The 26906-nt window shown below is 67.4% G+C and carries 19 protein-coding genes; 9 read left to right on the forward strand and 10 right to left on the reverse strand.

Annotated elements, in window-relative coordinates:
• Positions 1-182: 182 nt before the first annotated feature.
• On the forward strand, positions 183-1799 hold the full coding sequence (locus tag TF1_RS07585; protein ID WP_011292571.1) for an SPFH domain-containing protein: 1617 nt from the start codon (positions 183-185) through the stop codon (positions 1797-1799).
• Entirely contained in the window at positions 1799-3151 is a 1353-nt protein-coding gene (locus TF1_RS07590) for an SPFH domain-containing protein (RefSeq protein ID WP_016188992.1), read from the forward strand. Before TF1_RS07585 ends, TF1_RS07590 begins: the two co-directional genes overlap by 1 nt.
• A gap of 76 nt (positions 3152-3227) precedes the next feature.
• Here TF1_RS07590 and TF1_RS07595 read toward each other — a convergent pair whose 3' ends face one another.
• Positions 3228-3917 (reverse strand): hypothetical protein, encoded by a 690-nt coding sequence (locus tag TF1_RS07595; RefSeq protein ID WP_038043960.1) that lies wholly within the window; start codon positions 3915-3917, stop codon positions 3228-3230.
• 191 nt (positions 3918-4108) lie between these two features.
• Here TF1_RS07595 and TF1_RS07600 point away from each other — a divergent pair, with 191 nt between their 5' ends.
• The 3 genes from TF1_RS07600 to TF1_RS07610 all read left to right on the forward strand — a co-directional run bounded on the left by TF1_RS07600 (position 4109) and on the right by TF1_RS07610 (position 8152).
• A complete protein-coding gene (locus tag TF1_RS07600; RefSeq protein ID WP_011292568.1) occupies positions 4109-4804 on the forward strand; it encodes a ribonuclease HII in 696 nt (231 codons plus the stop codon).
• Between the two features lie 149 nt (positions 4805-4953).
• The gene (locus tag TF1_RS07605; RefSeq protein ID WP_011292567.1) at positions 4954-7362 is read left to right on the forward strand and encodes an AAA family ATPase; all 2409 of its coding nucleotides are present in this window, start codon (positions 4954-4956) and stop codon (positions 7360-7362) included.
• Positions 7363-7429: 67 nt separating this feature from the next.
• Positions 7430-8152 carry a nucleotidyltransferase family protein gene (locus TF1_RS07610; protein ID WP_011292566.1) on the forward strand — a complete coding sequence of 241 codons (723 nt, stop codon included), beginning with the start codon at positions 7430-7432 and terminating at the stop codon, positions 8150-8152.
• A 75-nt stretch (positions 8153-8227) separates the two neighbouring features.
• On the opposite strand, the gene TF1_RS07615 is transcribed toward TF1_RS07610, so the two are convergent.
• Positions 8228-9829 carry a hypothetical protein gene (locus tag TF1_RS07615; protein WP_011292565.1) on the reverse strand — a complete coding sequence of 534 codons (1602 nt, stop codon included), beginning with the start codon at positions 9827-9829 and terminating at the stop codon, positions 8228-8230.
• Positions 9830-9921: 92 nt separating this feature from the next.
• Positions 9922-10170, reverse strand: a complete 249-nt coding sequence (locus TF1_RS07620) for a hypothetical protein (RefSeq protein ID WP_011292564.1) — start codon at positions 10168-10170, stop codon at positions 9922-9924.
• Positions 10171-10872: 702 nt separating this feature from the next.
• Between TF1_RS07620 and TF1_RS07625 the strand changes: the two genes are divergently transcribed.
• From TF1_RS07625 to TF1_RS07635, 3 genes are all read left to right on the forward strand, one after another.
• Positions 10873-12939, forward strand: a complete 2067-nt coding sequence (locus TF1_RS07625) for a SpoIIE family protein phosphatase (protein ID WP_011292563.1) — start codon at positions 10873-10875, stop codon at positions 12937-12939.
• Positions 12940-13268: 329 nt separating this feature from the next.
• Positions 13269-14960: an RNA polymerase sigma factor gene (locus TF1_RS07630; protein WP_016188988.1), complete on the forward strand. Its 1692-nt coding sequence runs from the start codon at positions 13269-13271 to the stop codon at positions 14958-14960.
• A 306-nt stretch (positions 14961-15266) separates the two neighbouring features.
• Positions 15267-16274 carry a tetratricopeptide repeat protein gene (locus tag TF1_RS07635; protein ID WP_011292561.1) on the forward strand — a complete coding sequence of 336 codons (1008 nt, stop codon included), beginning with the start codon at positions 15267-15269 and terminating at the stop codon, positions 16272-16274.
• A gap of 14 nt (positions 16275-16288) precedes the next feature.
• On the opposite strand, the gene TF1_RS07640 is transcribed toward TF1_RS07635, so the two are convergent.
• The 3 genes from TF1_RS07640 to TF1_RS07650 form a co-directional block, all read right to left on the reverse strand.
• A complete protein-coding gene (locus tag TF1_RS07640; RefSeq protein WP_011292560.1) occupies positions 16289-16642 on the reverse strand; it encodes a hypothetical protein in 354 nt (117 codons plus the stop codon).
• Positions 16643-16684: 42 nt separating this feature from the next.
• The gene (yaaA, locus tag TF1_RS07645) at positions 16685-17482 is read right to left on the reverse strand and encodes a peroxide stress protein YaaA (RefSeq protein WP_016188986.1); all 798 of its coding nucleotides are present in this window, start codon (positions 17480-17482) and stop codon (positions 16685-16687) included.
• 412 nt (positions 17483-17894) lie between these two features.
• The gene (locus TF1_RS07650) at positions 17895-18119 is read right to left on the reverse strand and encodes a DUF7455 domain-containing protein (protein ID WP_011292558.1); all 225 of its coding nucleotides are present in this window, start codon (positions 18117-18119) and stop codon (positions 17895-17897) included.
• Between the two features lie 357 nt (positions 18120-18476).
• On the opposite strand from TF1_RS07650, the gene TF1_RS07655 reads away from it, so the two are divergent.
• A complete protein-coding gene (locus TF1_RS07655; protein WP_011292557.1) occupies positions 18477-20585 on the forward strand; it encodes a DNA gyrase/topoisomerase IV subunit B in 2109 nt (702 codons plus the stop codon).
• Positions 20586-20651: 66 nt separating this feature from the next.
• Here the strand turns inward: TF1_RS07655 and TF1_RS07660 are convergent, their stop codons facing one another.
• The 4 genes from TF1_RS07660 to TF1_RS07675 form a co-directional block, all read right to left on the reverse strand.
• On the reverse strand, positions 20652-20978 hold the full coding sequence (locus TF1_RS07660; RefSeq protein ID WP_011292556.1) for a tetratricopeptide repeat protein: 327 nt from the start codon (positions 20976-20978) through the stop codon (positions 20652-20654).
• Between the two features lie 81 nt (positions 20979-21059).
• On the reverse strand, positions 21060-21563 hold the full coding sequence (locus TF1_RS07665; RefSeq protein WP_016188984.1) for a beta-class carbonic anhydrase: 504 nt from the start codon (positions 21561-21563) through the stop codon (positions 21060-21062).
• Between the two features lie 123 nt (positions 21564-21686).
• Entirely contained in the window at positions 21687-24173 is a 2487-nt protein-coding gene (locus TF1_RS07670) for a DNA gyrase/topoisomerase IV subunit A (protein WP_038043964.1), read from the reverse strand.
• Between the two features lie 304 nt (positions 24174-24477).
• Positions 24478-26754, reverse strand: a complete 2277-nt coding sequence (locus tag TF1_RS07675; RefSeq protein ID WP_061783778.1) for a glycosyl hydrolase — start codon at positions 26752-26754, stop codon at positions 24478-24480.
• Positions 26755-26906: the final 152 nt, after the last annotated feature.

The raw sequence follows: 26906 nt of genomic DNA on the forward strand, positions 1-26906 counted from the left end.
CACGTCCCGCGAGGGCGGCCACCCGGCCGCCCTCGCGCATTTTGGGACGGTTGCTCTCTTGTTACTCGGAAGTCCGTATCCCTGTGAAAGGATGCCGGGACCGCGGAGGAATCGGAACCAGACGAGTGTCCACCGCGTCTGGACAGTATGTCCTCAACATCAATGGAGAGGAGTCCTCGCCTATGTCCTTTGCGCAAGCCGTGCGCGGGGCAGCAAGCGCGATCGCCCAAGGAGGCGATCCGCGCCAGGTGCTCAGCGACGCTGTCGACCAGGCAGCTGAGCAGTATGGACTCGACCCCGCGGACTTCCTGGCCGCACGCGACCAGAACGCTTCCGTGGGCACCCGGATCGAACAGCAGACCACGTCTCTAGCCAACGCGGGCGAGGCACTCAACCGCAGCCGCTACGAGCGCGGCCCCGAGGGACCCGTCCACGTCATCTGCCCCATGGTGATCCCGCGCGGCCGCACCGCGCGAGCCCTGCTCCCAGTGATCCTGCTCGTGATGCTAGGACTGGTGGGCAGCCTCGTCACCCTGCCGCTGCCGCACGCCACCATGATCTTCTTCGGTCCCCACTACTGGGTGCTGACCGCCGCGATCGGCGCCTTCAGCTGGTGGCGGCAGGGCATGGTCATGGTGCCCGACGGCTGCGTCGCGCTGATCAGCAAGTTCGGGAAGCTGGAGCAGGTCGTCGGTCCTGGCCGGGTCACCCTGCTCAACCCGTGGAAGCGGGTGTCCTACATCATCAACACGACCCGGGAATACCCCTTCAACGCCCCGATCCGGGAGGCGCCCACCAGGAGCGGCGTCAAAGCCTCGGTCGACCTGTTCCTCCAGTTCCGCATTGAAGACCCCATCGAGTTCGTCTTCACCCTGGGCGCGGTCCAAGGCTTCCAGGACAAGCTCAACAACGCCATCAGTGAGACGACCCGCAGCCTCATCTACGAACAGGAGGCCGCGAAGATCTACGACCTGGTCGGGGAGAACACCACCCGCCTGCTGGAGCAGCTCAACCAGCAGTTCCTGCCCGCGGTGCGCTTGACCAGTGTCAACATCACCCACGCGGAGCCGTCCAGCCAGGAGTACCGCATGAACCTGGCCGCACCCGAGATGGTGCGGGTGGCGAAAGAGGCCTACACCTACGAGTACCAGCTCCAGCTCCGCAAAGAGCAGAACGAGGGAGACCTCAACAAGGAGCTCGCCTCCCTCAACGAGACCCTCTCCGGGATCCAGGCAGAGATCGCCCAGTACCAGGCGCAGATGGACACCGCCTTGGAGCGGGAGACCAACCGCGCCCGTGCCCTGGCCCGGCAGCGGTTCGTCGAGGCGGAGAGCACCGCGCAGGCCAATGCCGCGCTGCTGGAAGCGCAAGCCCTGGACATCCGCGCGGTCAGCGCGGCTGAGGCCCCCGAGATCCTCAACTACCGCTTCCAACAGGACCTGCTGGACAAGCTGGAAGCGGTGGCGGACAGTCTGCCGCAGCTCGTACAGGTCGGCGACGGCGACGCAGCCATCGACTTCCTCCGCGTGGCGCAGCAGCTCATCGGCGGCACGGACCCGGTGCTCTTCTCCGACGAAGAGATCGCCGCGCTCCGTACCCGGCTCGCCGAAATCCAGGAGCGTATCGCTGCCCGCGAACCCGAGATCGCCGCACTGCTCGGCGAGCAGGAAACGCCCCAGGCCACTGAGGCAACCCTCGCGGAGCAGAGCCCGGCATCGGAGGGGGAAGCAGGGGGCAGCCCGTCCCCCGGTGAGCCGCACACGGCGCACTACGACTCCGACCAGTGGGGAGGCCAGTGATGAGTCAGCCGGTCAGCCGCGGGAACTCCACCATCAAAGAGGCGCTCGCCTCCTGGGGTGACATTGCCCGCCTGCTGCGCGGCGGCGACCAGGGGGCGCTGGTCCCCGTCGTGATTCCCCGGGACAGCCGCGGGCTCAAATGGATGACCTTCGTGTGGGTGGGGATCTACCTGGTCCTGACCGCGCTGGTCGCCGCCCTGGCCGCAGGGGAGATCGTCGGGACGGTCATCGCGGTCCCCGCCCTGTTCTTCGGGATCATCTCGCTCGCCCTCGCCCTGCTGTGGTGGTGGCGCTCCTCCATCGTGGAGATCGAACAGGGCACCACGGGGGTGCTCACCAAGTTCGGGGCTATCGTCGCGGAGCTCGGACCGGGACGCCACTACCTGTGGCACCCGTGGACCCGCGTCGACTTCGTGGTGGACACCTCCACCGAAATCCCCTACAACGCCCCCGTGCTCGCCTGCCCCACCAAAGAGAACGTTCCGCTCAAGTCGATCGAGTTCTTCCTGAAGTTCCGGATCACGAACGCGACCGCCTTCGTCCGCACCATCGGCGCCAGCAACTTCGACCTGGTGCTGTCCAGCGCAGTGCAGGATGCGATCCGCCAACGCAGCCGCCTGGTGCAGACGGAGAACGCCCACGACCTGCGGGGCTCGGATGTCGCGGACATGCAGGAGCTGCTGAACCGGCAGCTCAGCCGGTACGGGGTGCAGATCATGGGCTGCAACATCCCCGACGTGCAGCTCCCCGACCAGTACCAGCAGCACTTGTCCACCCGGGAGCGGGTCGCCAAGGAGATGGTCGCCTACGAGCAGGAGTGGGAGCTGATCCGCAAGCGCCGCATCGACACGCTCCTGATGGACATCGAACGGTCCAAGAAGACCCGGGATGCCAAGATCGTCGAGGTCAACGCGGCGTTGAACCGGGCTCGCCAGGACGTGGCGCAGATGCTGGAGGAGCAGGAGACCGAGGCGCAGCGGGTGCGCTACGAGATCGAGACGCGGGGCCGGACCAACTTGGTCGCCGCCATCAACGAAGCCACTGCGCAGCGGCGGCTCGCCACCGCCTACCGCGACAACCAGGCGATGCTCCGCTACGAGCTGGCCCGGCGTCGACTGGAAGTGGGCGCCAAGCTCGCCGAACAGGCCCCCACTCCGGTAGTGGTGCGCACCGGCTCAGGGGCAGGGGACACGTCCGCGCTGTCCACGCTTCTGCTCGCCCAGCTTCTGCCGGGGATCACGGAACGCCGGACGAGCGGGCTCGGCTCCGTCATCGGTGCGCGCATCGAGGAAGGGGACGCGGTCCAGCAGGCGCAGGAGGCCATCGCCCACTACCGCCAGCAGGATCGGTAGTCCATCGGAAAACAGCCACGACAGACAGTGCGGGGGTGGGCTGGAAGCCCACCCCCGCACGTGGTTGCGGCCGAGGTCAGTGCTCGGTCCAGGAGTACCATTCGCCTCCGATGTGCTCGTAGACCCGGTTGCCGTGACCGGGCACGAACACGTCGGTCGGCAGCACTTTGGGGCTGTAGGCCAGCCCCGACTTCTTCAGCAGCCCGGCACCCTCCACAGTGAACAACGTCACACCTTCGAGCTCGGTGACCTCACTCACCGGGTAGAAACCCGTCCACTGCTCCTCCGGGAGGAGCACCGTGGAAGAGTTGGAGGTGGCTCGCAGCCGCAGCAGGTCGTCGGCTGACGCGTCCACCCGCGCCTGCAAGGGGACATCCGCGAGGGAGAGCACCACAGCGGCGAGGGCGATCAGCGGTGGAGTGAGCCAGCGCAGCCAGTAGTAGCGGATCATTGGCCGGGCCACCGTCATCGCGATGCCCAGCCGCAGCGCACCCATGGTGGCGAGCAGCGCACCCCCGCCGAGGCCCAGGATGAAGCTGGGCAGGTGGCCACCGGGCACGCTGTCCTCGTACAGCAGCACCAAGGCCACGATGACGCAGCTAGGCAGGTACAGCACCCCCGGGGGACGCGACGCCCAGGAGATGATCCGCTGGGCAAGGGTCGGCCGAGGCGCAATAGAGATGAGTTTGGCGACCGATTCCTCCCCGGTCCCTGGCTGTCCACCCTGTGGTGCGGGTCCAGTGGGCTCGGGAGTGGCGGCGGACATGAGGAGGCAGCCCCCAACAGAACAAAGGAACACGTGGAACGGAAAACAAGCGAACGGGCACGGTAACCCCACGAGGGAGCGGCCGCAGGGACGGCCGTGTGGGGCAGCCCGTATCTCTCCCAGAATAGGGGAAGCGGAGAGACCGACGTGCGCTACCGCGGAGTAGTGCGGAATCTCGCTACTCTGGCCGAATGGTGAAGGCATCAGCGACGATTCCCCCGCCGACCTACGACGTGGAACAGGAGCTCATCGCAGCGGGCGCCCGGGTCGTCGCCGGGCTTGACGAGGTAGGGCGCGGCGCCTGGGCCGGCCCTGTCCTGGTCTGCGCGGCGATCACCGACGGCTCGCCTCCCCCGGAAGGGCTCACCGACTCCAAACGGCTCACCCCGCGGCGGCGTACCGCCATGGCCGAACAGGTGCGTTCCTGGGTCCGCGGCTACGCCTTCGGCCAGGCCTCGCCCGCGGAAATCGACCGGCTCGGCATGACCGAGGCGCTTCGGTTGGCTGCCCACCGGGCGCTCGACGCCCTGCCGGTGCGCCCCGATGCGGTCATCGTGGACGGCAAGCACGACTACGTCGGTGCCCCGTGGACCGTGCGTACCCACGTCAAAGCCGACCTGACCTGCGTCAGTGTCGCGGCAGCCTCGGTCCTCGCCAAAGTGCACCGCGATGCGCTCATGGCCGAGCTGGACGCCGAGTACCCCGGCTACGGTTTCGCTACGGGAGCGGGCTACCCTTCGCCGGTCCACCGCGCAGCGCTGGCCGAACACGGGCCCACCCCCCACCACCGGCTGTCCTGGTCCTACCTGGACCGGCTGCCGCGCTGGCGCCATCTGCGCGTGGTCCGGGACAGCGCCGTGGACGGCCAGTTGAGCCTTCTGGACTGAGCCCGTCCGCAGGAGGGCCCGGCCCGCTCCGGTCCGCGACACGCGCAGCGCTCCTTACGCGACACGCGCGGTAAGCGGCAGTATGGAACGCGAGCCGGTACGAGTGTCCCTGAAACAGGGCGCACAGGGCATATCGCGAAAGGGGCAGCATGGGGCGCCAGATCGAACCCCGAGCCGCGCAGCGGCCCAGGGCGGCCTCTCTGGAACGCCTCCGTTCCACCTACCACCGGACCCCGTTACGTACCCGGCTGCTCGCCGGGCTGGGGATTGTCCTCGCCGCCGCGGTGGTCGCGGTGCTCACCCAGCTCTCCGTGTGGGCGACAGTCACCGGAACGGTTCTGCTGCTTGCACTGTTCACCGCGTTCATGCACTCCGCCGGGGCACTCGCCACCGCCGTGGTCTGCGTGGGCTGGACGGTGGTGGCCCACACCCTGATGTCGATTCCGCTGCACGGCCAGCCGGCACTGCTGCTCATCCCGCTGCTGCCGCTGCCCGTGGCGCTCGTGGCCGCGCGCATCTCCGCGTTCCCGGTGTGGCACACCACGCTGGTGACCCTGCTCGGCGGACTGATCGTCGGCTTCGGGCTGGCCTTGGCCCATATGACCATTCCGGCGGTTCCCGCAAGCCTGGGGGTCGCCGGGATGGTGCTGGGTGCCGCGGTGACCCTGCTCTGGCGGTGGGTGGCGGCCCGCCAGCTCACCAAGGAGCTGGACCGCTACCGGCAGGAGGGAAGGGCTGCCGCCGCTGCGGGGCCCGCCGTCCCCGCGGCCCAGCGCGCTCGCGCCCGCGGCGGGAAAGGCAGCGCGGGCAAAGGAGAGGTCGCCGCAGAAGAACCGATCCCGGTCACGGAGGCGCTGGCCCAGCTCGAGAGCATGATCGGTTTGGAACCGGTCAAACAGCAGGTCCGCGCGATCGCTGCCGCGATCGAAGCGGCCCGGCTGCGGGCCGACGCGGGATACAGCGTCGACCGGCCGCTGCGCCACTTTGTGTTCTCCGGGCCGCCCGGAACAGGCAAGACGAGTGTTGCGCGCACCCTCGCCACGATCTTCCACTCCTTCGGGCTGCTCCCCACGGCACGCGTGGTTGAAGCGAGCCGCGCCGACCTGGTTGGGGAGTACCTCGGCGCGACCGCGATCAAAACCAACGAACTCGTGGACCGGGCCCTGGGCGGGGTGCTGTTCATCGACGAGGCGTACTCGCTCGTCAACGAGGGGGACGGCCAGCCCGACCGGTTCGGCAACGAAGCAGTGCAGACCCTGCTGAAGCGGGCCGAGGACGACCGCGACCGCCTCGTCATCATCCTCGCCGGCTACGAGGCGGAGATGGACCGCTTCCTCGCCTCCAACCCGGGACTCGCCTCCCGGTTCGCCACCCGCATCAGTTTCCCCAGCTACACCGCGGACGAACTGCGCCGCATCGCTGAGTCCTTCTTCGCCCGCCGCGGCGACCGGCTCGACGAGGCCGCCGCCGCGGAACTAGCGGAACGGATGGAGCAGGTCGTCCAACGCGGAGTGGTCGACGAACTGGGCAACGGCCGGTTCGCCCGCTCCCTGGTGGAGAAGGCTGCCGAGGCCCGCGATGTGCGGGTCGTCACCCGGGAGTCTTCCGGGAAGCGTCCCGACCCGGAAGAACTGGTGACGGTGCGGGCCGCCGACATTGTCGCCGCTTACGAGGCCCTCACTGCGAGGCTCCCCGGTTTCACTCCGCCCCCCGACATCACCGAGGCGCTCGCGGAGCTCGACGCGATGGTCGGCCTGGAACCGGTCAAACGCCAGGTCCGCGCCATCGCCGCCCAACTGCGGATGGCCCGGCTGCGCGAGGGACAAGGCCTGCGGGTCCCAGCTCCGATGCGGCACTTCGTCTTCGTCGGCCCCCCAGGCACCGGGAAGACCACGGTGGCCCGCATCCTGGGCCGAGTGTTCGCGGCGCTGGGGCTGCTCACCCGCGCCGACGTGGTGGAGGCGAGCCGCGCCGACCTGGTGGGCGAGCATCTGGGTGCGACCGCGATCAAGACCAACCAGCTGGTGGACCGGGCCCTGGGCGGGGTACTGTTCATCGACGAAGCGTATTCGCTGGTCAACCCCGGCTACAGCGGCGGCGACGCGTTCGGCTCTGAAGCAGTGCAGACCCTGCTCAAACGCGCCGAAGACGACCGGGACCGGCTGGTCATCGTCCTCGCTGGCTACCCGGAGGACATGGACCGCTTCCTCCACAGCAACGCCGGGCTGGCTTCGCGGTTCACGGTGCGCGTGGCCTTCCCCAGCTATACGCCTCAGGAACTCATCGAAATCGCGGAGCGCACCGCCGCGCAGACCGGGGATTCCTTCGACGAAGGGGCCCGCGCGGACATGGAACGGGTCTTCAGCTACGTGTGCGAGTCGGGCTGGATCGACGAGCTCGGCAACGGCCGCTTCGCCCGGTCACTGTTTGAAAAGGCGTGCTCCTACCGCGACCTGCGGGTCGCGGAGAACCTCGGTGAGCGGGCCAGTGCCGCCGATCTGACCACGATCACCAGCGCCGACCTGCGCGCCGCCTACACAGAGCTGACCCAGCGGTGAACAGTGGGGCCGCCGCAACGGACTGCACACTTCCGGAAGATCGGGCGGCCCCTGCTATGGTCCGCTCATGAGTCGTTCCAGCGAACCTATCCGACAGGCCGTCATTCTCGCCGGGGGGCAGGCGACCCGGTTGCGGCCCTACACCGACACCCGTCCCAAGGCCATGGTCGAGGTCGCCGGTCGGCCGATCATCGACTACCAACTGGAATGGCTAGCCCGGCACGGTGTCGAGCATGTCGTGGTCTCCTGCGGCTACAAGGCGGAGGTGTTGCGGGAGCACCTCTCAGGGCGGACCGATCCTGAAGTCAGCATCCTGGTGGAAGACGAGCCGTTGGGGCGCGGTGGCGCGCTGCGTTTCGCGAGCTCCGGGCTCCGCGACACCGAGTCCCCCTACTTCGCGCTCAACGGCGACATCCTGACGTGGTTCCCCCTGGACGAGTTCACCGCCTACCACCGGGAGAAAGGCGGGCTCATCACGCTCGCCCTGGCGCAGTACCGCACGAGCTGGGGGATTGTGGACGTCACCGACAGCGGCCTGATCGAAGGGTTCACCCAAAGCCCGCTGCTGCCGTTCTGGATCAATGCCGGCGTCTACATTTTCGAGCCGGAGGCCACTGAGCTGCTGCCGGTCAAGGGTGACCACGAGTCCAGCACGTTCCCGGAGCTAGCCAAGCAGGGGCGGCTCTACGGCTACCGGATCGACGGTTTTTGGCGAGGAGTGGACACCGTCAAAGACGTCAAGGAAGCCAGCGAGCAGATTCCACGCCTCTTCGGCGGAGCCGCGCAGTAACTGCCGGGGAGCGGGCGGACTGCCCGCTCCCCGAAGGGCGGTCCGTGCCCCCGGAAGAGGCCGTGGACCGCCGGGCTAGAGTTCGTCGAGGATTTTGACGAGCGCGGCTTCATCATCGGCCCCGCTCAGCGCGACGAGCAGCGTGTCCAGGACTTCGGACCGCGAAAGCCCGCGGTCGAGCAGCCGCTGCGCCGCGGACCACAGGTTGGGCGGGTCCCCGCGCCACAGCCGGTCGGCGAGCTCTTCATGCGCGTCAAGTGCTTCCTCGTCCAACCGGTCGAGAGGCCGGTACGGCTCCTTGGGGGCCCCGCTGTGCCGTCCGCGCGGCTTCTGGGGCGGGTCGTAGGAGCCGAAGTGGTCGAGCCGCAGCAGTGCCCGCCGTCCGGACCGGGTCGTTGGGTCGAACTCGTCGTGGGCCAACTCGGTCACCAGCGGGAAGGCGAACATGCGGCGGGGCAGGGCGGAGAGGTCCCCGTCGGGCAGGAGCCGGTTGAGCACTTCGCGGCGCAGTCCGAACGTGGACGAAGGGTCCCAGTACGACCGGGAGAACGCGGCTGTCGCCTCCCATACCGCGTCGACCGTGGCGTGGACCGCCACTTCCGGGAGTCCTTGGAAGGGGCCGGCCCAGCGGACCCACGCTGCTAGGACATGCGGCATGGCTTCCTGTTCCTCCGGCAGCAGCAGCACGCGGCGCGGCAGCCATTCCAGCAGAAAAGCCTCGACTTTCTGCGGGCTGACCCGCATGGGGCGGCCGAAGTCGGCGTCGCAGCCGTAGTCGATGATGTGCTCCGCGCAGCGTCCCGCAGCGTAACTGTCGGACAGGTCGGCCGCAGCATCGGAAGCGAGGAAGCGCGCGGCGAGGGTGGCGCGTCGGTCGCGCCGCCACGACACGGCGCGGCTGGGCGGTTCGGGCGGCAGGATGCGGGCGCGCGCCCGAATGAACCCGAGAAGCTGGGTGACCGAGCGGCTGGGCCGGAAAGCGGGGGAGTCGGCGGCGGTCGCGGCCACGAGGCGGGCAGTCCGGTCGATCGCCGACGTGAGCAGGGTGTGGGCGCGCCCCAGGGAGACCGAGGTGAAGGACATCATGGGGTCTCGGGCTGCCTGGTCGGCGCCGTGGCGGAGCAACTGGTCGACCTTGGTGCTCACCCACGCATCGCGCAGCACGCCTCCCAGGTTGTGGTCGATGGTGGTGACCAGCGCGTGCTCCCCGGACGGTGCGCCTTCCTCGGTTTCGTGGCGGTAGACGCAGATGAGTTCGTCCGCGTCGCCGAAGAGGGAGCGGGACACGTAGGCCTTGATAGGTCGGACCGTGGCGGGTGAGGTGACCCAGTGCGGGCTGGCGATGCCGCGGGCAGCGAGCTCTCGGGCGCCGCGCCGGGCGATCAGCCGGTGCCGAGCGGACACCCCGATGGTGGAGACCCCGGTGAGCAGGGCCAGGGCAGCCGGGGTGGCGGCACGGCGAGCGTAGTCGAGCAGGCCCTCGCCGATGATGAGGTCCGGGTCGATGTCCCGGGTCCGCATTTCCTGCCAGGTGCTCAGCAGCTCACTGACAGTGATCTCTGCATCAAGGGGATGACGTACCGTCAGCAGCGCCCGGGCGCCGCGGAGGAGTTCCGCGAACACCTCGTCGGGCGGTGGAACGGCAGCAGAGCGGGAGGAAGAGGGCGGATTCGACACTCAACGAGGGTATGACAAGGACAGGGAAAGGGCTGGGAATGGTTTCGGCCTAGTCGCGTGGTATCAGCAGAGCGCGGGAGGTCCGATCAGGATCAATCTAGCAGGCCGGTATCGGCAGCGGATGGGGACGCGGACGGAGGTGCGGATTCGACGAGGGCACGCAGGTGCTCTCGAGCGACGCGTTCGACCAGGCTGGGCGTGGCCTCGAACCCGAGGTGCCGGGCGCAGTGCCAGGTGTCGGTGACACAGCGTTCCACCGAGCGGTGCGGCAGGGTGTGGAATTCGTTACGTAGTCGGGCTGTGACGTGCTGCATGTCCGTGTGCTGGTCGATCCTGAGCATTCACGCCCCCTCGTGACGTCGGCGGAAACGGTGGCCGATTCCATTCCACAACGTCGGAGCAGCCTGTCAAGCCCTCCTGCCTGGACCTTGCCCAAGTTTGGGGTGATTTGGGAAGTTTGTTGCGCTATATCTGTTATGCGGGGATTGACCGCTGGAAATCCGACACTCAGCTCACCGGAGCTGTGACGTTCCGTGGGGGCGGAGGGAAAAGCGGGGACTCGAGGGGGACCCGGGAAGCGTGGGGGAGAAGAACCCTAAACCTTATTTCGGTCAGCGCTGCTTCGCAAAGCTGCGGCGAAAGCCAAAGGTCTACCACGGAGAACAGCGGGGTTTCCCTAAAAAGGACGACCGAAACGGCGAGATCCTCCGGATATCATTAGGGTAACGTATATTGTTTACTCTCCGCTATTGTCGCGGGCTGCGCCCTTTGGCTAGACCGGGGGATCAAACCGTCGTGTCCTATGCTGAGGCGGTGCGGTGACAGGCGAAATTGCGGTGAGGTACGGTTTCCAGAACTGGGGTTTCCTGTTTTTCCGGCGGACCGTGCGGGGAGGGAGTGGTCGCTGTGGGCACCGTTCGCGGTCCCGCCCGACGGGACATACCCCCTATTCTCAATAGGGATGGCCGAGCACCGTACCAGCCGCTTCCCGCAGCCCTCAGATCTATTCTGATCACGGGGAAAGGGTCCCGGAGGTGTCACCGATGAGCACCGAGACGTCCGTCCCGTTTCTCCGAGTTTCCCCTATGCACCCCGTTGACTCCGCACTCCTGGACACGCTTCTCAAAGAGGCGCCCATCGGTTTCGCCTTCTTCACTCCGGACTTTTGCTTCCAGCGCGTCAACCGTACCCTGGCCACTATTTACGGGCGGTCGGCCGACGAATGCTACGGCCGCACGCCGGACGACGTCCTTCCTCCGCCGGACGCTGCAGAGCACAAGCGGGCCCTTTCCGCGGTGCTGGCTGGTGAATCAGTGGTCTACAGCGACCACCATCTCATCGGTGGCACCCCCAGAAACCCCGACGAGGAACGCCACTGGGCGCTGTCCTGGTTCCCCGCCTACGACGAGGGGAAGATCACCGGGGTGGCGCTGATCGCGGTCGACATCAGCGAACGCCATAAGGCGGAGTTGGCGCTACGGCGCAGCGAAGAGCGCTACCGCGCCCTGATGCAGGCGAGCAACCAGATTGTCTGGGCCGCCGCCCGCGACGGCCGAGTCGACGAAGACTGTCCGGAATGGCGCGCCCTCACCGGCCAGTCGGTAGAGGAGTACCTCGCCGAAGGCTGGCTGGCCGCGGTACACCCCGACGACCGCGAGCGCGTCCAGCTCGCATGGGAAGACGCCGTTGAAGACGGGACGGTCTTCGAAGAGAACTTCCGGGTCCGCCACCACAGCGGCGAGTACCGGCACTACCGCACTCGCGCAGTCCCCCTGACCCGCGACAACCAGGTCGTGGAGTGGGTCGGCACGCACGTCGACGTCACCGCCACCGATGAGGTGCGGCAGCTCCTCACCCAGCAGCTGCAGAAGGCGGCGATGCGGACGGCCCGGTTGCAGAAGGCCACAGCCGACCTCGCCGAGGCGCTCACCGTCGATCAAGTGGTCAACGTGATGACCGAGATCGGCAGTTCCGCGGTCGGGGTGTACCGCACCGCGGTGGCCCAGCTCACCCCGGAACGGCTCAAACTGCAGCTTCTCAACGACGACGGCATCCCGGACGTGCCCGGAGCGCCGCCCCGCGAGATGCGGCTCGAAGACCTCAGCATGATGACCCTGGCGGTCCGCGAAAGCCGCACCATCATCGCGGGGTCGCCGGAGGCGCTGCGGGAGGTCATGAAAGACCACGAGAACACGCTCACCTACCTGGAGCACACCGACGAGCGGGCCTGGATCGCCCTGCCCATGATGAGCGCGGGCCGCCCGATCGGCGCGCTGCGCTTCTCTTTCCGGGAGCCCCGGGAGATCTCCGAAGAGGAACGGACGTTCCTGGAAGCGCTTGCGGGGCAGTGCGCGCTGGCCTTGGAACGCGCCGCCCTGTATGAGCGGGAGCACAACACGGCCGAGGCCCTGCAGAAGAGCCTGCTCCCCGAAGAACTCCCCGAAGTACGCGGAATCCGGTTGGGGAAGCTCTACAACCCCGGAACCAAATACGTGCAGGTGGGTGGGGACTGGTACGACGCGTTCCGGCTGACCGACGGCCGGGTGGCCGGCGTGCTCGGCGACGTCATGGGCAAAGGGATCAAAGCGGCGACAGGGATGAGCCGGGTGCGTAATGCGCTGCGCGCCTTGGCGTTCAGCATGCCCGAGCCCGCGGACGTCCTCACCGGTCTCGACAACCTGTTCGCCGCGACTGAGAGCAACGATCAGATTACAACTCTGATCTACTTCGTGCTGGACCCGGAAAGCGGCCACGGTACCCTCGCCAACGCCGGGCACCTGCCCCCGCTACTGATCCCAGAAGAAGGGGAGCCTCGGCTCCTGGAAACCGAGCCGTCGACCCCGCTCGGTATTCCTTTGCCGAGAGAACAGCACAAATTTTTTGTCCCACCCGGTAACACCATGGTCCTCTACTCCGATGGACTAGTAGAGAACCGCAAGCGTGCTGCAGGAGCGGGTCTCGAAGAACTCGTCACCGCAGCTTCCCGAGCACCGGCGGAGGTGGTGGGCGATCCACAGAAAATCCTGAAGTACCTTGTGGAAAGGATGCTTGCGGGGCATGACCAGGATGATGACGTAACCTTGCTTGCCGTCCACGTCCCCGCAACGTGAGATCGGGTCGCGCGAGCAGCCAGCGGCGAACTACCCGTCCGCCCGCCTAAGGTGGGAGCAAAAGATCCACAAGTAGTCCCCGCGTCAAGCGGGGTTGATCCGAACCCGACCACCGGACCTTTCAACCGCGTACCAGCCAGGTCCGCGGTGGAAAGAATCTTACTTGGCTGATGTGTCGAAACGCTAGAGAAGGCACAGCGGCCCAGTACTACGGTGGGCCTCCCGCGAGTGGGGGAATCGGAACCGAGCCGGGAGCTGGACACCGTCCCCCCGACTCACCGGATCGTCGAGTCCAACAGTCTCGCCACACGTCCGTTCGAGAGGTGTTTGTGTCACCTGCCAGTTCGACCCGCTCTAAGCAGCAGCCGGAGGCGCTGCAAGAGCCAGTCATCCAGCAGCTGATCGAGCGTGGGCGGTCCCAGGGGTACCTTGAGCCCGAGGACGTGCGCCGTGCCTTTGAAGAGGCCGAGATCCCGATGTCGCAGGCTCAGGCTGTGCTCCGCACCCTGACCAAAGAAGGCGTCACCCTCATCGTGAACGCGGCTGAGTCCGCACCGCCTCGACGCAAGTCCACCCGGCGTAAGACAACCTCCGCCTCTCGGGCGGCGGCTCAAACCAGCACCACTCGGGCCAAACGCACGGCGGCAGCCCAAGAGAAGCCCGAGGCCGCGACTGCCGTGAAGAAGAGCACGGAAGACGCGGAGGAGACCACCACAGCGTCCAAGAAACGCACGACCAAGGCCGCCAGCACGAAATCCAAGACGACCGCCAAGCGCAGCACGGCCAAGAAGACCACGACCAAGTCGACCACGAAGAAGACCGCCAAGACCGCGACCAAGAAGAAGACGGCTGCGACAGCGGCCACCCCCGCGGTCGAAGAGGAGCTCGGCTTGGAGGCGACCGACCTCCTCGAGGACAACTTCGAGGAGACCGGCGCCGACCTGGAACTGGTGGACGACACCGACGACGAGGTCGTCGAGCTTGAGGAGACCACTCCGGCGAAGCGGAGCCGGGACCTCCCCGAGAAAGCGGACGCCGACGACGATGACTCCTTCGTCCTCTACGACGACGACGATGACGCGCCGGCAGCGCAGGTCGTCGCGGCGGGAGCAACCGCTGACCCGGTGAAGGACTACCTCAAGCAGATCGGCAAGGTTCCCCTCCTCAACGCGGAGCAGGAGGTGGAGCTCGCCAAGCGGATCGAGGCCGGTCTGTTCGCTGAGGAGAAGCTCTCCAAGAAGGGCCACGAGCTCACCCCGGAGGAACGGGAGGAGCTGGAGTGGATCGCTGAAGACGGCAAGCGCGCCAAGAAGCACCTGCTGGAGGCGAACCTGCGCCTGGTGGTGTCCTTGGCCAAGCGCTACACCGGCCGCGGCATGCTCTTCCTCGACCTGATCCAGGAAGGCAACCTCGGCCTCATCCGGGCGGTCGAGAAGTTCGACTACACCAAGGGCTACAAGTTCTCCACCTACGCAACCTGGTGGATCCGGCAGGCCATTACCCGCGCGATGGCCGACCAGGCCCGGACGATCCGTATCCCGGTGCACATGGTGGAGGTCATCAACAAGCTTGCCCGGGTCCAGCGCCAGATGCTGCAGGACCTGGGACGCGAACCGACTCCGGAGGAGCTCGCCAAGGAGCTCGACATGACCCCGGAGAAAGTTGTCGAAGTCCAGAAGTACGGGCGCGAGCCGATTTCCTTGCACACCCCGCTCGGCGAGGACGGCGACAGCGAGTTCGGCGACCTGATCGAGGACTCCGAGGCGATCCAGCCGGGCGAGGCGGTCAGCTTCACCCTGCTGCAGGAGCAGCTGCACTCGGTGCTCGACACCCTGTCCGAGCGGGAAGCAGGCGTGGTGTCGATGCGCTTCGGGCTCACCGACGGCCAGCCCAAGACTTTGGACGAGATCGGCAAGGTCTACGGCGTGACCCGGGAGCGGATCCGCCAGATCGAGTCCAAGACCATGTCCAAGCTGCGCCACCCGTCCCGTTCCCAGGTGCTGCGCGACTACTTGGACTAACTCCACGTGGGGCCTGGGCCGGTCCCTCGACAGAGGTGGCCGGCCCACTCGCATAGACGGACTCCGGCGGCCCGTTCAATGGTGTGGCGAATCCGGAGAACGGAGCCGTCGGAGGCTGCCTCATGATCCCCTGCACCGGACAGCTCCGATCATGCCGCTGCCCGAGTATGGGGAAGATAAAAATCTGAGACCTCTTCGTGATCTCTGCTGCTGGCGGGGCGCTGACCTTCACGAACACCGAGCAGTAGCCAGTCACGGCCCCCTTTTCCCCGAGGGCGGGACCGTGCGGCACTATTCTCGACTCCTATGGGAGCTTTCGGACAGGATGCGCAGTCTGTAGCGGGCGGCGCATCATCCCCCGCGAACGTGGTGGTCGGCCGCTGCTGGGACAACATGGTCCTGGATGCCGGGGTCGAAGCCGTGGAGGAAGGGCATCTCGCAGCCGGGACAGCCCTGCTCCGAGAGTCGCGCAACAACCCTGAACTGCGTGCCCTGTACGTGGACGCCCTCAGCAGCGCCGCGGTGGGCCGCAGCGCGCAGATCCACGCCCTGCTCTCCCCGGACACCGAGGAGCACGACGCCGCGGACATCCTGCTCTGGCTGGGCCGCACCCTCATCGACGAAGCCTGGCGGATCCGCGGCGACGGTGTGGCGAGCACAGTCAGCCGGGAGCGGTTCAAACTGTTCTTCGCCACCCTTGCCCAGGCCCGCGACCCGCTGCTGGCCGCAGCCGAGATCAACCCGGATGACCCCGTGCCCTGGTCCTGCCTCCAGTGGTTCGCCCTGGGCATGCAACTGGACCGGGAGGAAAAGGACTACATCTGGCAGCGGGTCATCGAACGCTGCCCCACACTCTTCCCCGCGCACTGGGCGCGCATCCAAGTCCTGGCTCCCAAGTGGGGCGGCAACATCGAAGAGATGATGGAGTTTGCCCGCGGGTCCGTGGATCTTGCCCCCGAAGGCAACCCGCTGACCGCGATGATCGCGCTGGCCCACGAGGAACGGTTCAGCCAGTGCATCAGAGACCTGGCCCACCGCAAGCGGTTCCTCTCCGCGCTGCGCGTGTTCCTCACCTACTACGACGAGGACGTGACCGCGGAACTCCAGGCTGCGGCCGCTAAATGGTGCACCCGGCCTGTTCCGCACCCGCGCGACCTGGAAGCCCACCACCTCTTCGGCTGGTCCTTCTACCAGACCTCGGCCCGCGACCACGCGCGCTGGCACCTCTACCAGGTGGGCAACCGCCTACACCGGGCCATGTGGCGCACCCCCGAAGAGTTCGTCCGGGTCTTGCGGAAACTCGGCCTCGCCTGACCGGTGGCCCGCGTTCACCCCCAGGAGAGCAGGGCTGCAACGACGCACCCGGTCAGCGTCCCCAAGAGCAGCCCGCGGCCCAGCGCCTGAGCGCTCCGCGGCCGCTTGCCGAAGGCCAGCAGCGGTCCTAAGACCAGCAGGACGACCAGGGCCAGCCACCGCAGCGGATGGTCCATGACATCACTGGTGCGGAGCACGGCCGCCGGGACAGCGAACACCATGACCCCCAGCCCGAGCAGCACGGACAGCACCGCGGTGGCACGGGAGGCGCGTCGCGGGGGACGGGGCGCCGCACCAGATGGATCCTGCCGGGTGTACGGGTTGGGCGGGGGCGGGATGTTCGGGTTGTAGGGAGTGACCGACGACACAGGAAGCACCACCTGACAGCACGGAGGGAACCGGGAAGCGATTCAGCCGGACACGATGACGTTCAGCGTCTGCGGTCCACCGCCCCGCGCGGGAGACGTCAGCTCCACCTGGTAGCCGAGGTCAGCGAGCAGGATCGCCAGCTCCCCGGGGGTCTGCGGGGTCTCCTGCGCGGTCAGCAGGGAATGCGCCACCGCACCCCGGACTGCTTTGGCTTGATGACTGACTACCGAGCGGCGGGGAACACCGTCCACGACAGTCTGCCGCAGCACGCGAACGGCGACAGTGTGTTCCGCGATTTCCGGGCCGGGCCGGAAAGCGGCCGCGTAGGCGGTCGACCGGCAGTCCACCACCAGACGGCCGCGGGCCACGGCCGTCAGCGTCTCGGTGAGGTGGGCCCGCCAGAACGCTCCCAGCGGTCCGAGCGGAGGCAGTGAGACTCCCATGGACAGTCGGTACGGCGGAACCGTGTCGGATGGCCGCAGTACTCCCCACAGCGCGGAGAAGATCAGCACTGACGTGTCGACGCGGGCGGCCGCCGGTCCCGCGAGCAGCTCCCCAAGCCGCAGCCGGTCATAGAGGACCCCGGTGTACAGGTCGGCGGCGCGCAAGGTCGCTGCCGTGCGGAGTTCCCGGTTGCGGGGGAGGGCCTCGGCCTGCCGCGAAGACAAGCCGAGCACGGTACGTGCCTCGGCAAGAGGACGCGCGGAGACTTCTTCCAGGGCGGTCAGCACCGACTCCCGGGCAGGCGTGAGCTCGGGCAGGCTCAGGGAGTCCAGGGAGAGCGGGGGACCATCTCCCGGAAATGCTTTGCCTTCAGACGGGGGAAGCAGGATGAGCATGAGGCCTTCGAAAGCTTGGAAGCACAGCAACCCGGCAAATCGTACCAAGCGATACCGAAGAGGGTCCCGAGAGTACGCACAGTGAACACTGAAGGGCAGATGGTCGCGCCGGTCCTGCGCACCCGCGGGAACCCTGGGCACCCGGCGCTGGGGCGCAGCAGCGCACGGCGCGCCTGGCCACGGCTGGCCCCGGTATGCAGAGGACCGGGAAGGGCGGCGCTTCCGCCAGGCCACAGGCTTCCCTCCCCGTCCAGCAGCGGTGCCCCGGTCTCTCTGCCGTGGCACCCGTGGGCGCGGGAACCGTGCTCACTCCGACGCGGGTGCGGCCGCGGCACGCGCCCTGCCCCTGCCCGAATACACATCGGCGGCGACCCTCGCAGAGGATCGCCGCCGGGCGTCTTCAGGTGAGGGGCTAGCGCTCTCCAGCACGGTTCTTCGGAGAGAGCAGACGGTCGGTTTCGTCGTGGATTTCCATGGCGACCTTACGAATAGACTCGCCGTGCTGGCGCATGTGGTGGGCGCAGAACAGCAGCTCCCCGCCGGAGTTGAGCACCACTCGGACATACGCCTGGGCGCCGCAGCGGTCACAGCGGTCAGAAGCTGTCAGCGGCCTGGTGGGGGCAAGAGTTCCAGTCACTTCGCCTTCCTCAATCTCTCGGCGCTAGTCACTCGGGACAACATCTAACCGGACGAAGAGCTTCCCGACCAGCCCTTCTGTACGCCGACAGCGGAATCGGCCCGGTTCGTGGCCTACCTCTCATCCTGGTGCGTCTCGGATTGTCTGAACGGAGTCTTACCCTGCGACACGTGGGGTTATCCCAGTAGCTCGGAATGCGGACTACGGCTGCTGCGGCTACCCTCAAACCGAACTCGGTGCTGCTGTACCGCAGAGCGAGACAGCGCACGGGCGGCCGCATGCCCGCCCCAGCAACACCCCGCCCGTACCACCGGGTACGGTCCATTCGCACATCCCAGACACTGCAGGAGAGTCCCCGTGACCGCCGCCCTCACTACTGACTTCCACGACCCCGAGGAATACTCGGCTCGACACCTGTCGGTCTTGGAAGGCCTCGAGGCGGTCCGTAAACGGCCGGGCATGTACATCGGCTCCACGGACAGCCGGGGCCTCACCCACTGCATGTGGGAGATCATCGACAACTCCGTTGACGAAGCTCTCGCGGGCTACTGCACCCGCATCGAGGTCGTGCTGCACGCGGACGGCTCAGTCGAAGTACGGGACAACGGGCGCGGTATTCCGGTCGACATCGAACCCAGCAGCGGACTGAGCGGCGTGGAACTGGTGATGACCAAACTGCACGCCGGAGGCAAGTTCGGTTCCGGTTCCTACACCGCCTCCGGTGGCCTGCACGGTGTGGGCGCCTCCGTGGTGAACGCGCTCTCCGCGCGGCTGGATGTCGAAGTGGACCGCGGGGGCCACACCTACGCGATGAGCTTCCGGCGTGGCATCCCCGGGGTGTTCGACATGGACGGCCCCGATGCCGGGTTCACTCCCCGTTCCGGCCTGGAGAAGATCCGGAAGATTCCCGCGAAAGTCACCGGGACCCGCGTGCGGTTCTGGGCCGACCGGCAGATCTTCCTCAAAGATGCCGAAATATCCCGGGAAGCCCTCGTGGAACGGGCCCGGCAGACCGCTTTCCTCGTCCCAGGCTTGAGCATCGCGATCCGCGACGAGCGCACCGAAGGCGAGGAGCCCTACGAGGAGGAGTTCCGCTTCGACGGCGGTATCGGGGAGTTCTGCGATTACCTGGCCCCCGACACGGCGGTGAGCCCGCTGCTGCGGATCGAAGGCAGCGGCACCTTCACCGAGACCGTGCCGGTCCTCGACGACCAGGGGCACATGGTCCCCACCGATGTGGAGCGGCGCCTCGACGTGGACATCGCGCTGCGCTGGGGCACCGGCTACGACACGGTCGTGCGTTCCTTCGTGAACGTCATCGCCACGCCTAAAGGCGGCACGCACGTCTCCGGTTTCGAACGCGCTCTCGTCCGTGTCATCAACGACCAGTTGCGTGCCACCAAACTCCTCAAAGCCAACGACGAGCCGGTCACCAAGGAGGACGTCCTCGAAGGGCTCACCGCCGTGGTGACGGTGCGCCTGCCGGAGCCGCAGTTCGAAGGGCAGACCAAGGAGGTCCTCGGCACCTCCGCGGCCAGCCGCATCGTTTCCCAGATCGTCAGCCAGCACATGCGTGCCTTCCTGACCTCCACCAAGCGGGCGGAGAAGCAGCAGGCCCGCACTGTGCTGGAGAAGATCGTTAACGCCGCCAAGGCGCGCCTGGCTGCCCGCCAGCAGCGGGAGACCCAGCGGCGCAAGAACGCCCTGGAGAATTCGGCGCTGCCCGCCAAGCTGGTGGACTGCCGCAGCGAAGGGCTGGAACGCAGCGAACTCTTCATCGTGGAGGGCGACTCGGCGCTGGGCACCGCCAAACTCGCCCGGGACTCCGAGTTCCAGGCGCTGCTGCCCATCCGAGGCAAGATCCTCAACGTGCAGAAAGCGTCCGTGGCGGACATGCTCAAGAACGCGGAATGCGCCGCGATCATCCAGGTCATCGGCGCTGGCTCCGGGCGCACCTTCGACTTGGACGCCGCCCGGTACGGCCGGGTCATCCTCATGGCCGACGCCGACGTGGACGGGGCGCACATCCGCTGCCTCCTGCTGACGCTGTTCTACCGCTACATGCGTCCCATGCTGGAAGCAGGCCGGGTGTTTGCCGCGGTGCCGCCGCTGCACCGCATTGAGCTGACCAATGTGCGCCGGAAGCGCGGGGCCCGCCCCGAGGACCGTTACATCTACACCTACTCTGACGCTGAACTGCACCAGAAACTGGCGGAGCTGGCAGCGAAAGGCATCACCTGGAAGGAGCCCGTCCAGCGGTACAAGGGCCTCGGGGAGATGGACGCCGACCAGTTGGCGGAGACCACGATGGACCCGCGCTACCGCACCCTGCGGCGCATCCGCCTTAAAGACGCCGCGGAAGCGGAGGCGATGTTCGAACTTCTCATGGGCAACGAAGTGGCACCACGCCGCGCGTTCATCGCCCAGGGGGCCCGCGAACTCGACCCCACGCGTATCGACACGTGAGCGCCGCGCGGTTGAAGGCCGTGCCAGCCGGGGCCCGGCCCGCCCCAGGCTGTCCGGAACAGGGGGTTAGTCGAGGGAGCCGCCGGACATGATCGCGTGCATTCTGCGGTGGGGGGCCGCTTCGTCAGCTCGGTTCTGCCGTTCCAAGGTGCGGGCCAGGGCAATGTGCGCCCACGCGTCGCACGGGTCCAGTTCGATGATCTTGCGGAAGACCTCTTCGGCCTTGGCGAGCTGAGCCGAGTGGAAGTAGGAGCGTCCCAAGAGTTCCAGGACCGTCCGGTTGCGGGGTTCTTCCTCCGCAAGCGGGGCCAGGACACGGGCCGCACCGATCGGATCGCCGAGGTCGAAGTGTTGTCTGCCGCGTCGGTAGGTTTCGTAATTGCTTTCTGCCATAGCACTCCTTTCCTCGGGAGGCACAACGGTGCTCCTCACAGAGGAATTCCCTGCGGCTACCGACGCGACACTCTCCTCACATCACATATCCACCGGGGTCACCCGGCCGGTGTCGACGTCGTAGATGGCACCCATGACCGGCAGGTCAGGGGGGAGCAGCGGGTGGTGCCGGATCCGCTCCACATCACGGTGGAGGGCACCGATCTGGTCGCTGTCGGTGTGGAATTCAAGACTGCGGGTGTCGACGCCGTAGCGCGCGGCAATCGTGTCGTGGACTTCCTCGTCACCGGAGACCGACGCCATCTTGCACCCGGTGTGCGGGAGCACGATGACCCGGTTCACCCCCAGCAGGTACACCGCGAGGACGAGGGTCCGCAGGGTGTCGTCGGTGACCCGGGCCCCCGCGTTCCGCAGGATCTTGGCGTCCCCAGGCTTGAGCCCCAGCATCTCCAAAGGTTCGATCCGCGAGTCCATGCAGGTCACTAAGGCCAGCCCGCGGGCGGCCACCGGCTGCAGGCCCGCCAGTGTGAAAGTACGGACATAGTCCTCGTTCGCAGCGAGGACATCGTCGAAGACACCGCTCACAGTCGCCTCCCCGGCGATAGCAATTGTTCCTCATGCCATGCCTGGCACGGATAAGGCCGTGCGATCCACGCGCACGGCCTTATCCGAGCACTGGGCAGTGGAGTCCCGGCGCACCGGGAACCATCAGCCTTGGAAGAGTGAAGCCACCACGGTCCCGGTGTCAACCTGGCCGGTGCCCACTGCGGCGATGGGGCGGGGCAGTGCCTCCCCGGAACCGTCCCGCCGCTCCACCGGGTCGGGGAGCCGCACGGGACCGCCGTCTTCACGGAACGCCCGGGCCGGGGAACGCCCCACCCAGCCGAACAGCAGTATGTCTTCCCCCTTGAGGAAGCGTTGGCACCGCACCCCCCCAGTGGCGCGCCCTTTAGCGGGAAACGCGGTGAAGGGGGTCACTTTCGCGGTTCCCGGCTGGGAGTCCGGGCCGGTGCTGCTCCCCGCGACGGTGACGACCACCGCGTCCTCGGGCGACAGCACCGCGCCGAACCACACCGCGTGCGCTCCTTCCGCGAGCCGGATGCCGGTCACCCCGCCCGCGCCCCGCCCTTGCGGGCGGACGGTTGTGGCCGAGAAGCGGAGCAGTTGGGCGTTGGAGGTGATGAACACCAGGTCTTCTTCCCCCGTGACCAGGGGGGTGGCCCCCACCAGCCGGTCGCCGGGACGCAGCGCGATGATCTCGAAGTCGTCCTTCTGCTGCGGATAGTCGCCGCCGACCCGTTTGACGATGCCGCTTCGGGTACCGACGACCAGGCCGGGTCCGTCACTGTCGAGGGAGGTCAAGGCGATCACCCGCTCGTCGGCGTCGAGTTCCACGAACTCGGTGACAGGAACCCCGGACGAGATCGCTGGATTCTCGTCGGCCTTGTCTGGGAGTTCGGGGAGCTCCAGCACGGGAACGCGGATCACCCGGCCCAGGTCGGTGACGAGCCCGACTTCGCCGCGCACCGTGGCCCGCACATTGGACGCCATGGCGTCGTTGCGGGTCCGCGGCCCCTCGAACATCGGCGGCAACTGCTGCCCCGACGTGCGTCCGATCAGGCCGCTGGTGCTCAGCAGCACGTGGCACGGGTCGTCGCCGACCTCCAGCGGCATCGCCGAGGTGCGGACTTCTCCCGTGCTTTCCCGCAGCACGGTGCGGCGCGGTGTAGCGAACTCCTTGGCCACTGCCGCCAGCTCCTTGGAGACGAGCCGGCGGAGCTTCTTGTCGGACTCCAGGATCGCGGTCAGCTCCGCGATCTCAGCAGTGAGCGTGTCGCGCTCCTGCTCCAGTTCCTGCTTGTCGTACCGGGTGAGCCGCCGCAGCGGCGTGTCGAGAATGTAGCGGGCCTGCGTGTCGGACAGGTCGAAGGTGTCCATGAGGCGCTGCCGGGCCTGGGTGGAGTCGTCGGAGTCGCGGATGACCGCGATGACCTGGTCGATGTCGGCCAGAGCCACCAGCAGGCCGGTCACCAGGTGGAGGCGCTCTTCGCGTTTGGCGCGCCGGTGCTCGCACCGGCGGCGCACCACCTCGAGCCGGTGGTCGACGTAGACCTGCAGCAGGTCACGCAGTCCGAGCGTCCGTGGCTCGCCGTCCACCAGGGCCACATTGTTGATGCCGAAGGTTTCCTCCATCGGCGTGAGCCGGTAGAGCTCTTCGAGGACAGCCTCCGGGTTGAAGCCGTTCTTCAGCTCGATGACGAGACGCAGGCCCTGGTTGCGGTCGGTGAGGTCTTTCAGGTCCGAGATGCCCTGCAGTTTCTTGGCCTGCACCAGCTCCTTAATGCGGCTGATGACCTTCTCCGGGCCGACGTTGTAGGGCAGCTCGGTGACAACCAGGCCGGTGCGGCGCGGGGTCAGCTTCTCGATGGAGACGGTGGCGCGGATCCGGAAGGTGCCGCGGCCTTTCGTGTAGGCGTCCCGGATCCCGTCCAACCCGGTGATGGTCCCCCCGGTGGGCAGGTCAGGGCCGGGGATGAACTCCATGAGTTCTTCGAGGGTGGCGTCAGGGTGGGCGAGGAGGTGCCGGGCCGCCGCGATCACTTCGCCGAGGTTGTGCGGGGCCATGTTGGTCGCCATGCCCACCGCGATCCCGGAAGCGCCGTTGACCAGCAGGTTCGGGAACGCTGCGGGGAGGACTTCCGGTTCGGTCTCCTGACCGTCGTAGTTGGGGCGGAAGTCCACCACGTTCTCGTCGATGGACTCCACCATCAGCATGGCGGCGCGGGTCAGGCGGGCTTCGGTGTACCGCATCGCCGCGGGTGCGTCGTCGCCGCCGAGGGAACCGAAGTTCCCGTGTCCGTCGACCAGCGGGACCCGCATAGCGAAGGGCTGGCTGAGCCGCACCAGCGCGTCGTAGATGGCGCTGTCGCCGTGGGGGTGCAGCTTACCCATGACTTCGCCGACGACACGCGCGCATTTGACGTGTCCGCGGTCGGGGCGCAGTCCCATTTCGCTCATCTGGTAGAGGATGCGCCGCTGGACCGGTTTGAGGCCGTCGCGGGCGTCGGGAAGTGCGCGCTGGTAGATGACCGAGTAGGCGTACTCGAGGAAACTGCCGCGCATTTCCTCGGAGACGTCGACGTCGATGATCTTCTCGGTGAGTTCTTCGGGAGGCGGGGACGTTGTACGGGCCATGTTGGCCATTGTGACCGGTGTATACGACCGCTTCGAACGGGAGAGCAGTTCTTTTGCCCCTGGTACGGCCTGGGGCCGGCAGCCTGGCACCCTCCCCTGGCGCAGGAGTACCCTGGAGGGCAGGCCGTCAGCAGGGGAGTGCGGGCAGGCAACAGCCGGGAAGCGCGCCGGTCTGCCTGGCGGGCGCCTGCGTCCCGGAGAGGGTTGCGCGGGAAGACCCGCGGTGGGGGAGTGGCCGGGCTCACCGTCGGCGGTGGCGAACCCGACCACTACCGGGAGTACTCGGGAGGAGCCGGCTGCTGCGTCACCCGGTCGCCAACTGCCCCGGCGGGACGGTGAGCGTCGTGCCGTCGGAGAAGGTCACGGTGAGCGGCTGGCCGGTGGGGTTGAACGCCACGTAGGTCCGCCTGTCTCCGTCGCGGAATACGGCGTAGTGGGGCGTGTCAGCGGTCACTGACGTGTCGACCGTGCCGAACTCGGCGAGCGTGGAGAGCCACTGGTACGTGTGGGCCTTGGAGGAACCCGATTCCGGTTCGTAGGACTGCCACTGCGCTTCGAACGCGGCCAGCGCCGCATCCGGATCGGACAGCGCCTGGTGGGCCCAGTGGATGTCGCGCCACACTTGCGGCTGACGGCCGAGCCGTGTGACCAGGGACTGGTGCATGGCTGCCGCGTGCTCAGGGTCGTGGCCCAGGTAGAGCGAGCCCGCGGTGATCGGCAGGTAGTTGATCCCGTAGAGCTCTTCGGGGGTGCCGTCCCACCAGATGCGGTGGTCACCGCCGTCGCTCCACACCATGCCGACGACGTCGTGGGAGTAGCCGGCGGGGAAAGCGTCCCCATCTGCATTCTGCCAGTACCGGCGCATCGCCGAGGCCTGCGTGGTGTGCAGGTACACGCCCAGGTCGCGCAGCTCCTCGTCGCCGATGAGGGAGCCTAGCAGGGCAGCGCTGGCCGCAAAGTGCATGGCTTCGGACGAGGACTCCTGGTTGTTGCCGGAGGCGAACCCGGCGTGCCCGGAAGCCCAGCCGTGCCCCGCATAGGGGGAGAAGGACCGCAGCCAGGGGAAGCGTTCGTCGTCGCGGTCGGGGTTGTTGGCGTCCCGCAGCACCGTTGTCACCATCGGCCCCCACCGTTCCTCGCTGATCCAGGACCGGTCGTAGCGGGCGATGGTGGCTGCGGCGGTGATGAAGTAGCCGTAGTGGAAGTCGTGGTCGTTGAGCTCGGTGTTGCTGCCGAAGCTCGCGGGGAAGCCGATCAGCGTGTCCCACTGGTCGTCGTAGTAGAACTGGGCGTTGTCCCCCGGGCCGTCCGCGGTCAGCCAGTCCTCCATCTTGTTTTTCAGGAGGTCGAGCAGGGCGTCGCGTCCCGCGGTGTAGCCGATGGAGTCGGCGATCGGGACGAGCTGGGCGAGCCGTCCCAGGGCCTTGCCGGTCCAGTAGGTGTCGCTGGCGCCCTTCCACGGGTCGGAGGCGTGGAGTTCCGCGTCGATGAGGGCGCGGAGCCGCTGGTGGTCCGCAGAGTCCACTGTGGGCAGGCTGGGCAGGATGCCGTGCGTGGTCAGCTCGGTCGTGAAACGGTCCCCTTCCACGACCCGCATCGGCCCGCGCGGGGAGGCGTAGCTGAGGTCGGTCAGCGCGGTGGTGGTCTCCTTCCACTGGTGCGGGTACAGCGCGAGGAGGGTGCCTTGGGCGGTGCCTTCCCGCGCCTCGGTGGTGACGCGGTAGGTGCTCGTCAGTGTGGCGGATGCGGGGTCGTAGTCGTAGGTCAGCGTGGTCGAGGTGACGAAGGAGTAGGCGTAGGGGGCGTACCTGTCGAAGTCGTCCGGGCTGGGCAGGAGCGCGACCGAGGCGTATCCGGAGCCACCGACGTCGGCGGTGAAGACTGTGTCCGACTCCGACCAGGTCGTCCCGCTGGGGGCGAACAGGGCGTAGTGGTGCCCGTTGACGGTGACGCCGACCGCGTTCCCAGACCGCCGCCACACGGTGGGCGGCGCAGTGAACTCCACGCGGATCGGCCCGCCGGAAACGTTCGCGTAGACGAAGGGGAGGCCCTGGCCGATGGTGGTGCGTAGTTGCCGCGTTCCGTCGGACAGGTCAGCGGTGACAGTCCAGTCGCTGTAGCCGGCGACCTTGGCCGCGGGGGCGTTGAGGCCGTGGATGCCGAGAACGAAGTCGGGGGAGTGGGTGTACTGGTATTTCAGTCCGTCCGCGACGAGCTCCGGGGTGTCGGGGTAGCCGACTTCCAGGCCGTGGGCCTGGGCTTTGAAAGACAGCGGGTGGGCGTAGAGGTTCTCGCCGTACGGGTTGCCGGGGTAGCGCTGGAAGATCAGCGAGGACCACCAGTCGTTGGTGACGACCGGCTGGGTGAAGTCTGCGGTGACTTTCGGGGCCACCGGGGCGCCCGTATGGTCGCTGGGCCCGGAGGCCCCGGGAGGGAGCACGGTGGTGTAGCTGCCGGAGCCTAGTCGGACCTGTGCCGCGGCCGGTGCCGAGGTGAAGGTGAGGAGTGCGCCGCAGAGCAGGGCGGCTGTTGCCGCCGAGGTGGTCGCCCGCCGCCATCGCCTGCGTGAGGCATGGGACATGACGCAGCCTTTCTGATCAGGGGGAGAACAACACACGCAACTGTGAGCAAAACATCACAGAGAGTGTTCTTGTGTATAAGACAAGCGAATGTCACTCTCTGTCAACATTTGATGACGCGTGTGTTATGTGTCTGTTATCCGGGATCGTGTCG

It is taken from the genome of Thermobifida fusca NBRC 14071 = JCM 3263 (assembly GCF_001592045.1).
GTDB lineage: Bacteria > Actinomycetota > Actinomycetes > Streptosporangiales > Streptosporangiaceae > Thermobifida > Thermobifida fusca.

What these genes read in the sequence shown, in the direction of transcription:
- TF1_RS07585 (WP_011292571.1), top strand. Translation starts at nt 183, where the DNA reads ATGTCCTTTGCGCAAGCCGTGCGCGGGGCAGCAAGCGCGATCGCCCAA.
- TF1_RS07590 (WP_016188992.1), top strand. Translation starts at nt 1,799, where the DNA reads ATGAGTCAGCCGGTCAGCCGCGGGAACTCCACCATCAAAGAGGCGCTC.
- TF1_RS07595 (WP_038043960.1), bottom strand. Translation starts at nt 3,917, where the DNA reads ATGTCCGCCGCCACTCCCGAGCCCACTGGACCCGCACCACAGGGTGGA.
- TF1_RS07600 (WP_011292568.1), top strand. Translation starts at nt 4,109, where the DNA reads ATGGTGAAGGCATCAGCGACGATTCCCCCGCCGACCTACGACGTGGAA.
- TF1_RS07605 (WP_011292567.1), top strand. Translation starts at nt 4,954, where the DNA reads ATGGGGCGCCAGATCGAACCCCGAGCCGCGCAGCGGCCCAGGGCGGCC.
- TF1_RS07610 (WP_011292566.1), top strand. Translation starts at nt 7,430, where the DNA reads ATGAGTCGTTCCAGCGAACCTATCCGACAGGCCGTCATTCTCGCCGGG.
- TF1_RS07620 (WP_011292564.1), bottom strand. Translation starts at nt 10,170, where the DNA reads ATGCTCAGGATCGACCAGCACACGGACATGCAGCACGTCACAGCCCGA.
- TF1_RS07625 (WP_011292563.1), top strand. Translation starts at nt 10,873, where the DNA reads ATGAGCACCGAGACGTCCGTCCCGTTTCTCCGAGTTTCCCCTATGCAC.
- TF1_RS07635 (WP_011292561.1), top strand. Translation starts at nt 15,267, where the DNA reads ATGGGAGCTTTCGGACAGGATGCGCAGTCTGTAGCGGGCGGCGCATCA.
- yaaA (WP_016188986.1), bottom strand. Translation starts at nt 17,482, where the DNA reads ATGCTCATCCTGCTTCCCCCGTCTGAAGGCAAAGCATTTCCGGGAGAT.
- TF1_RS07660 (WP_011292556.1), bottom strand. Translation starts at nt 20,978, where the DNA reads ATGGCAGAAAGCAATTACGAAACCTACCGACGCGGCAGACAACACTTC.
- TF1_RS07670 (WP_038043964.1), bottom strand. Translation starts at nt 24,173, where the DNA reads ATGGCCCGTACAACGTCCCCGCCTCCCGAAGAACTCACCGAGAAGATC.
- TF1_RS07675 (WP_061783778.1), bottom strand. Translation starts at nt 26,754, where the DNA reads ATGTCCCATGCCTCACGCAGGCGATGGCGGCGGGCGACCACCTCGGCG.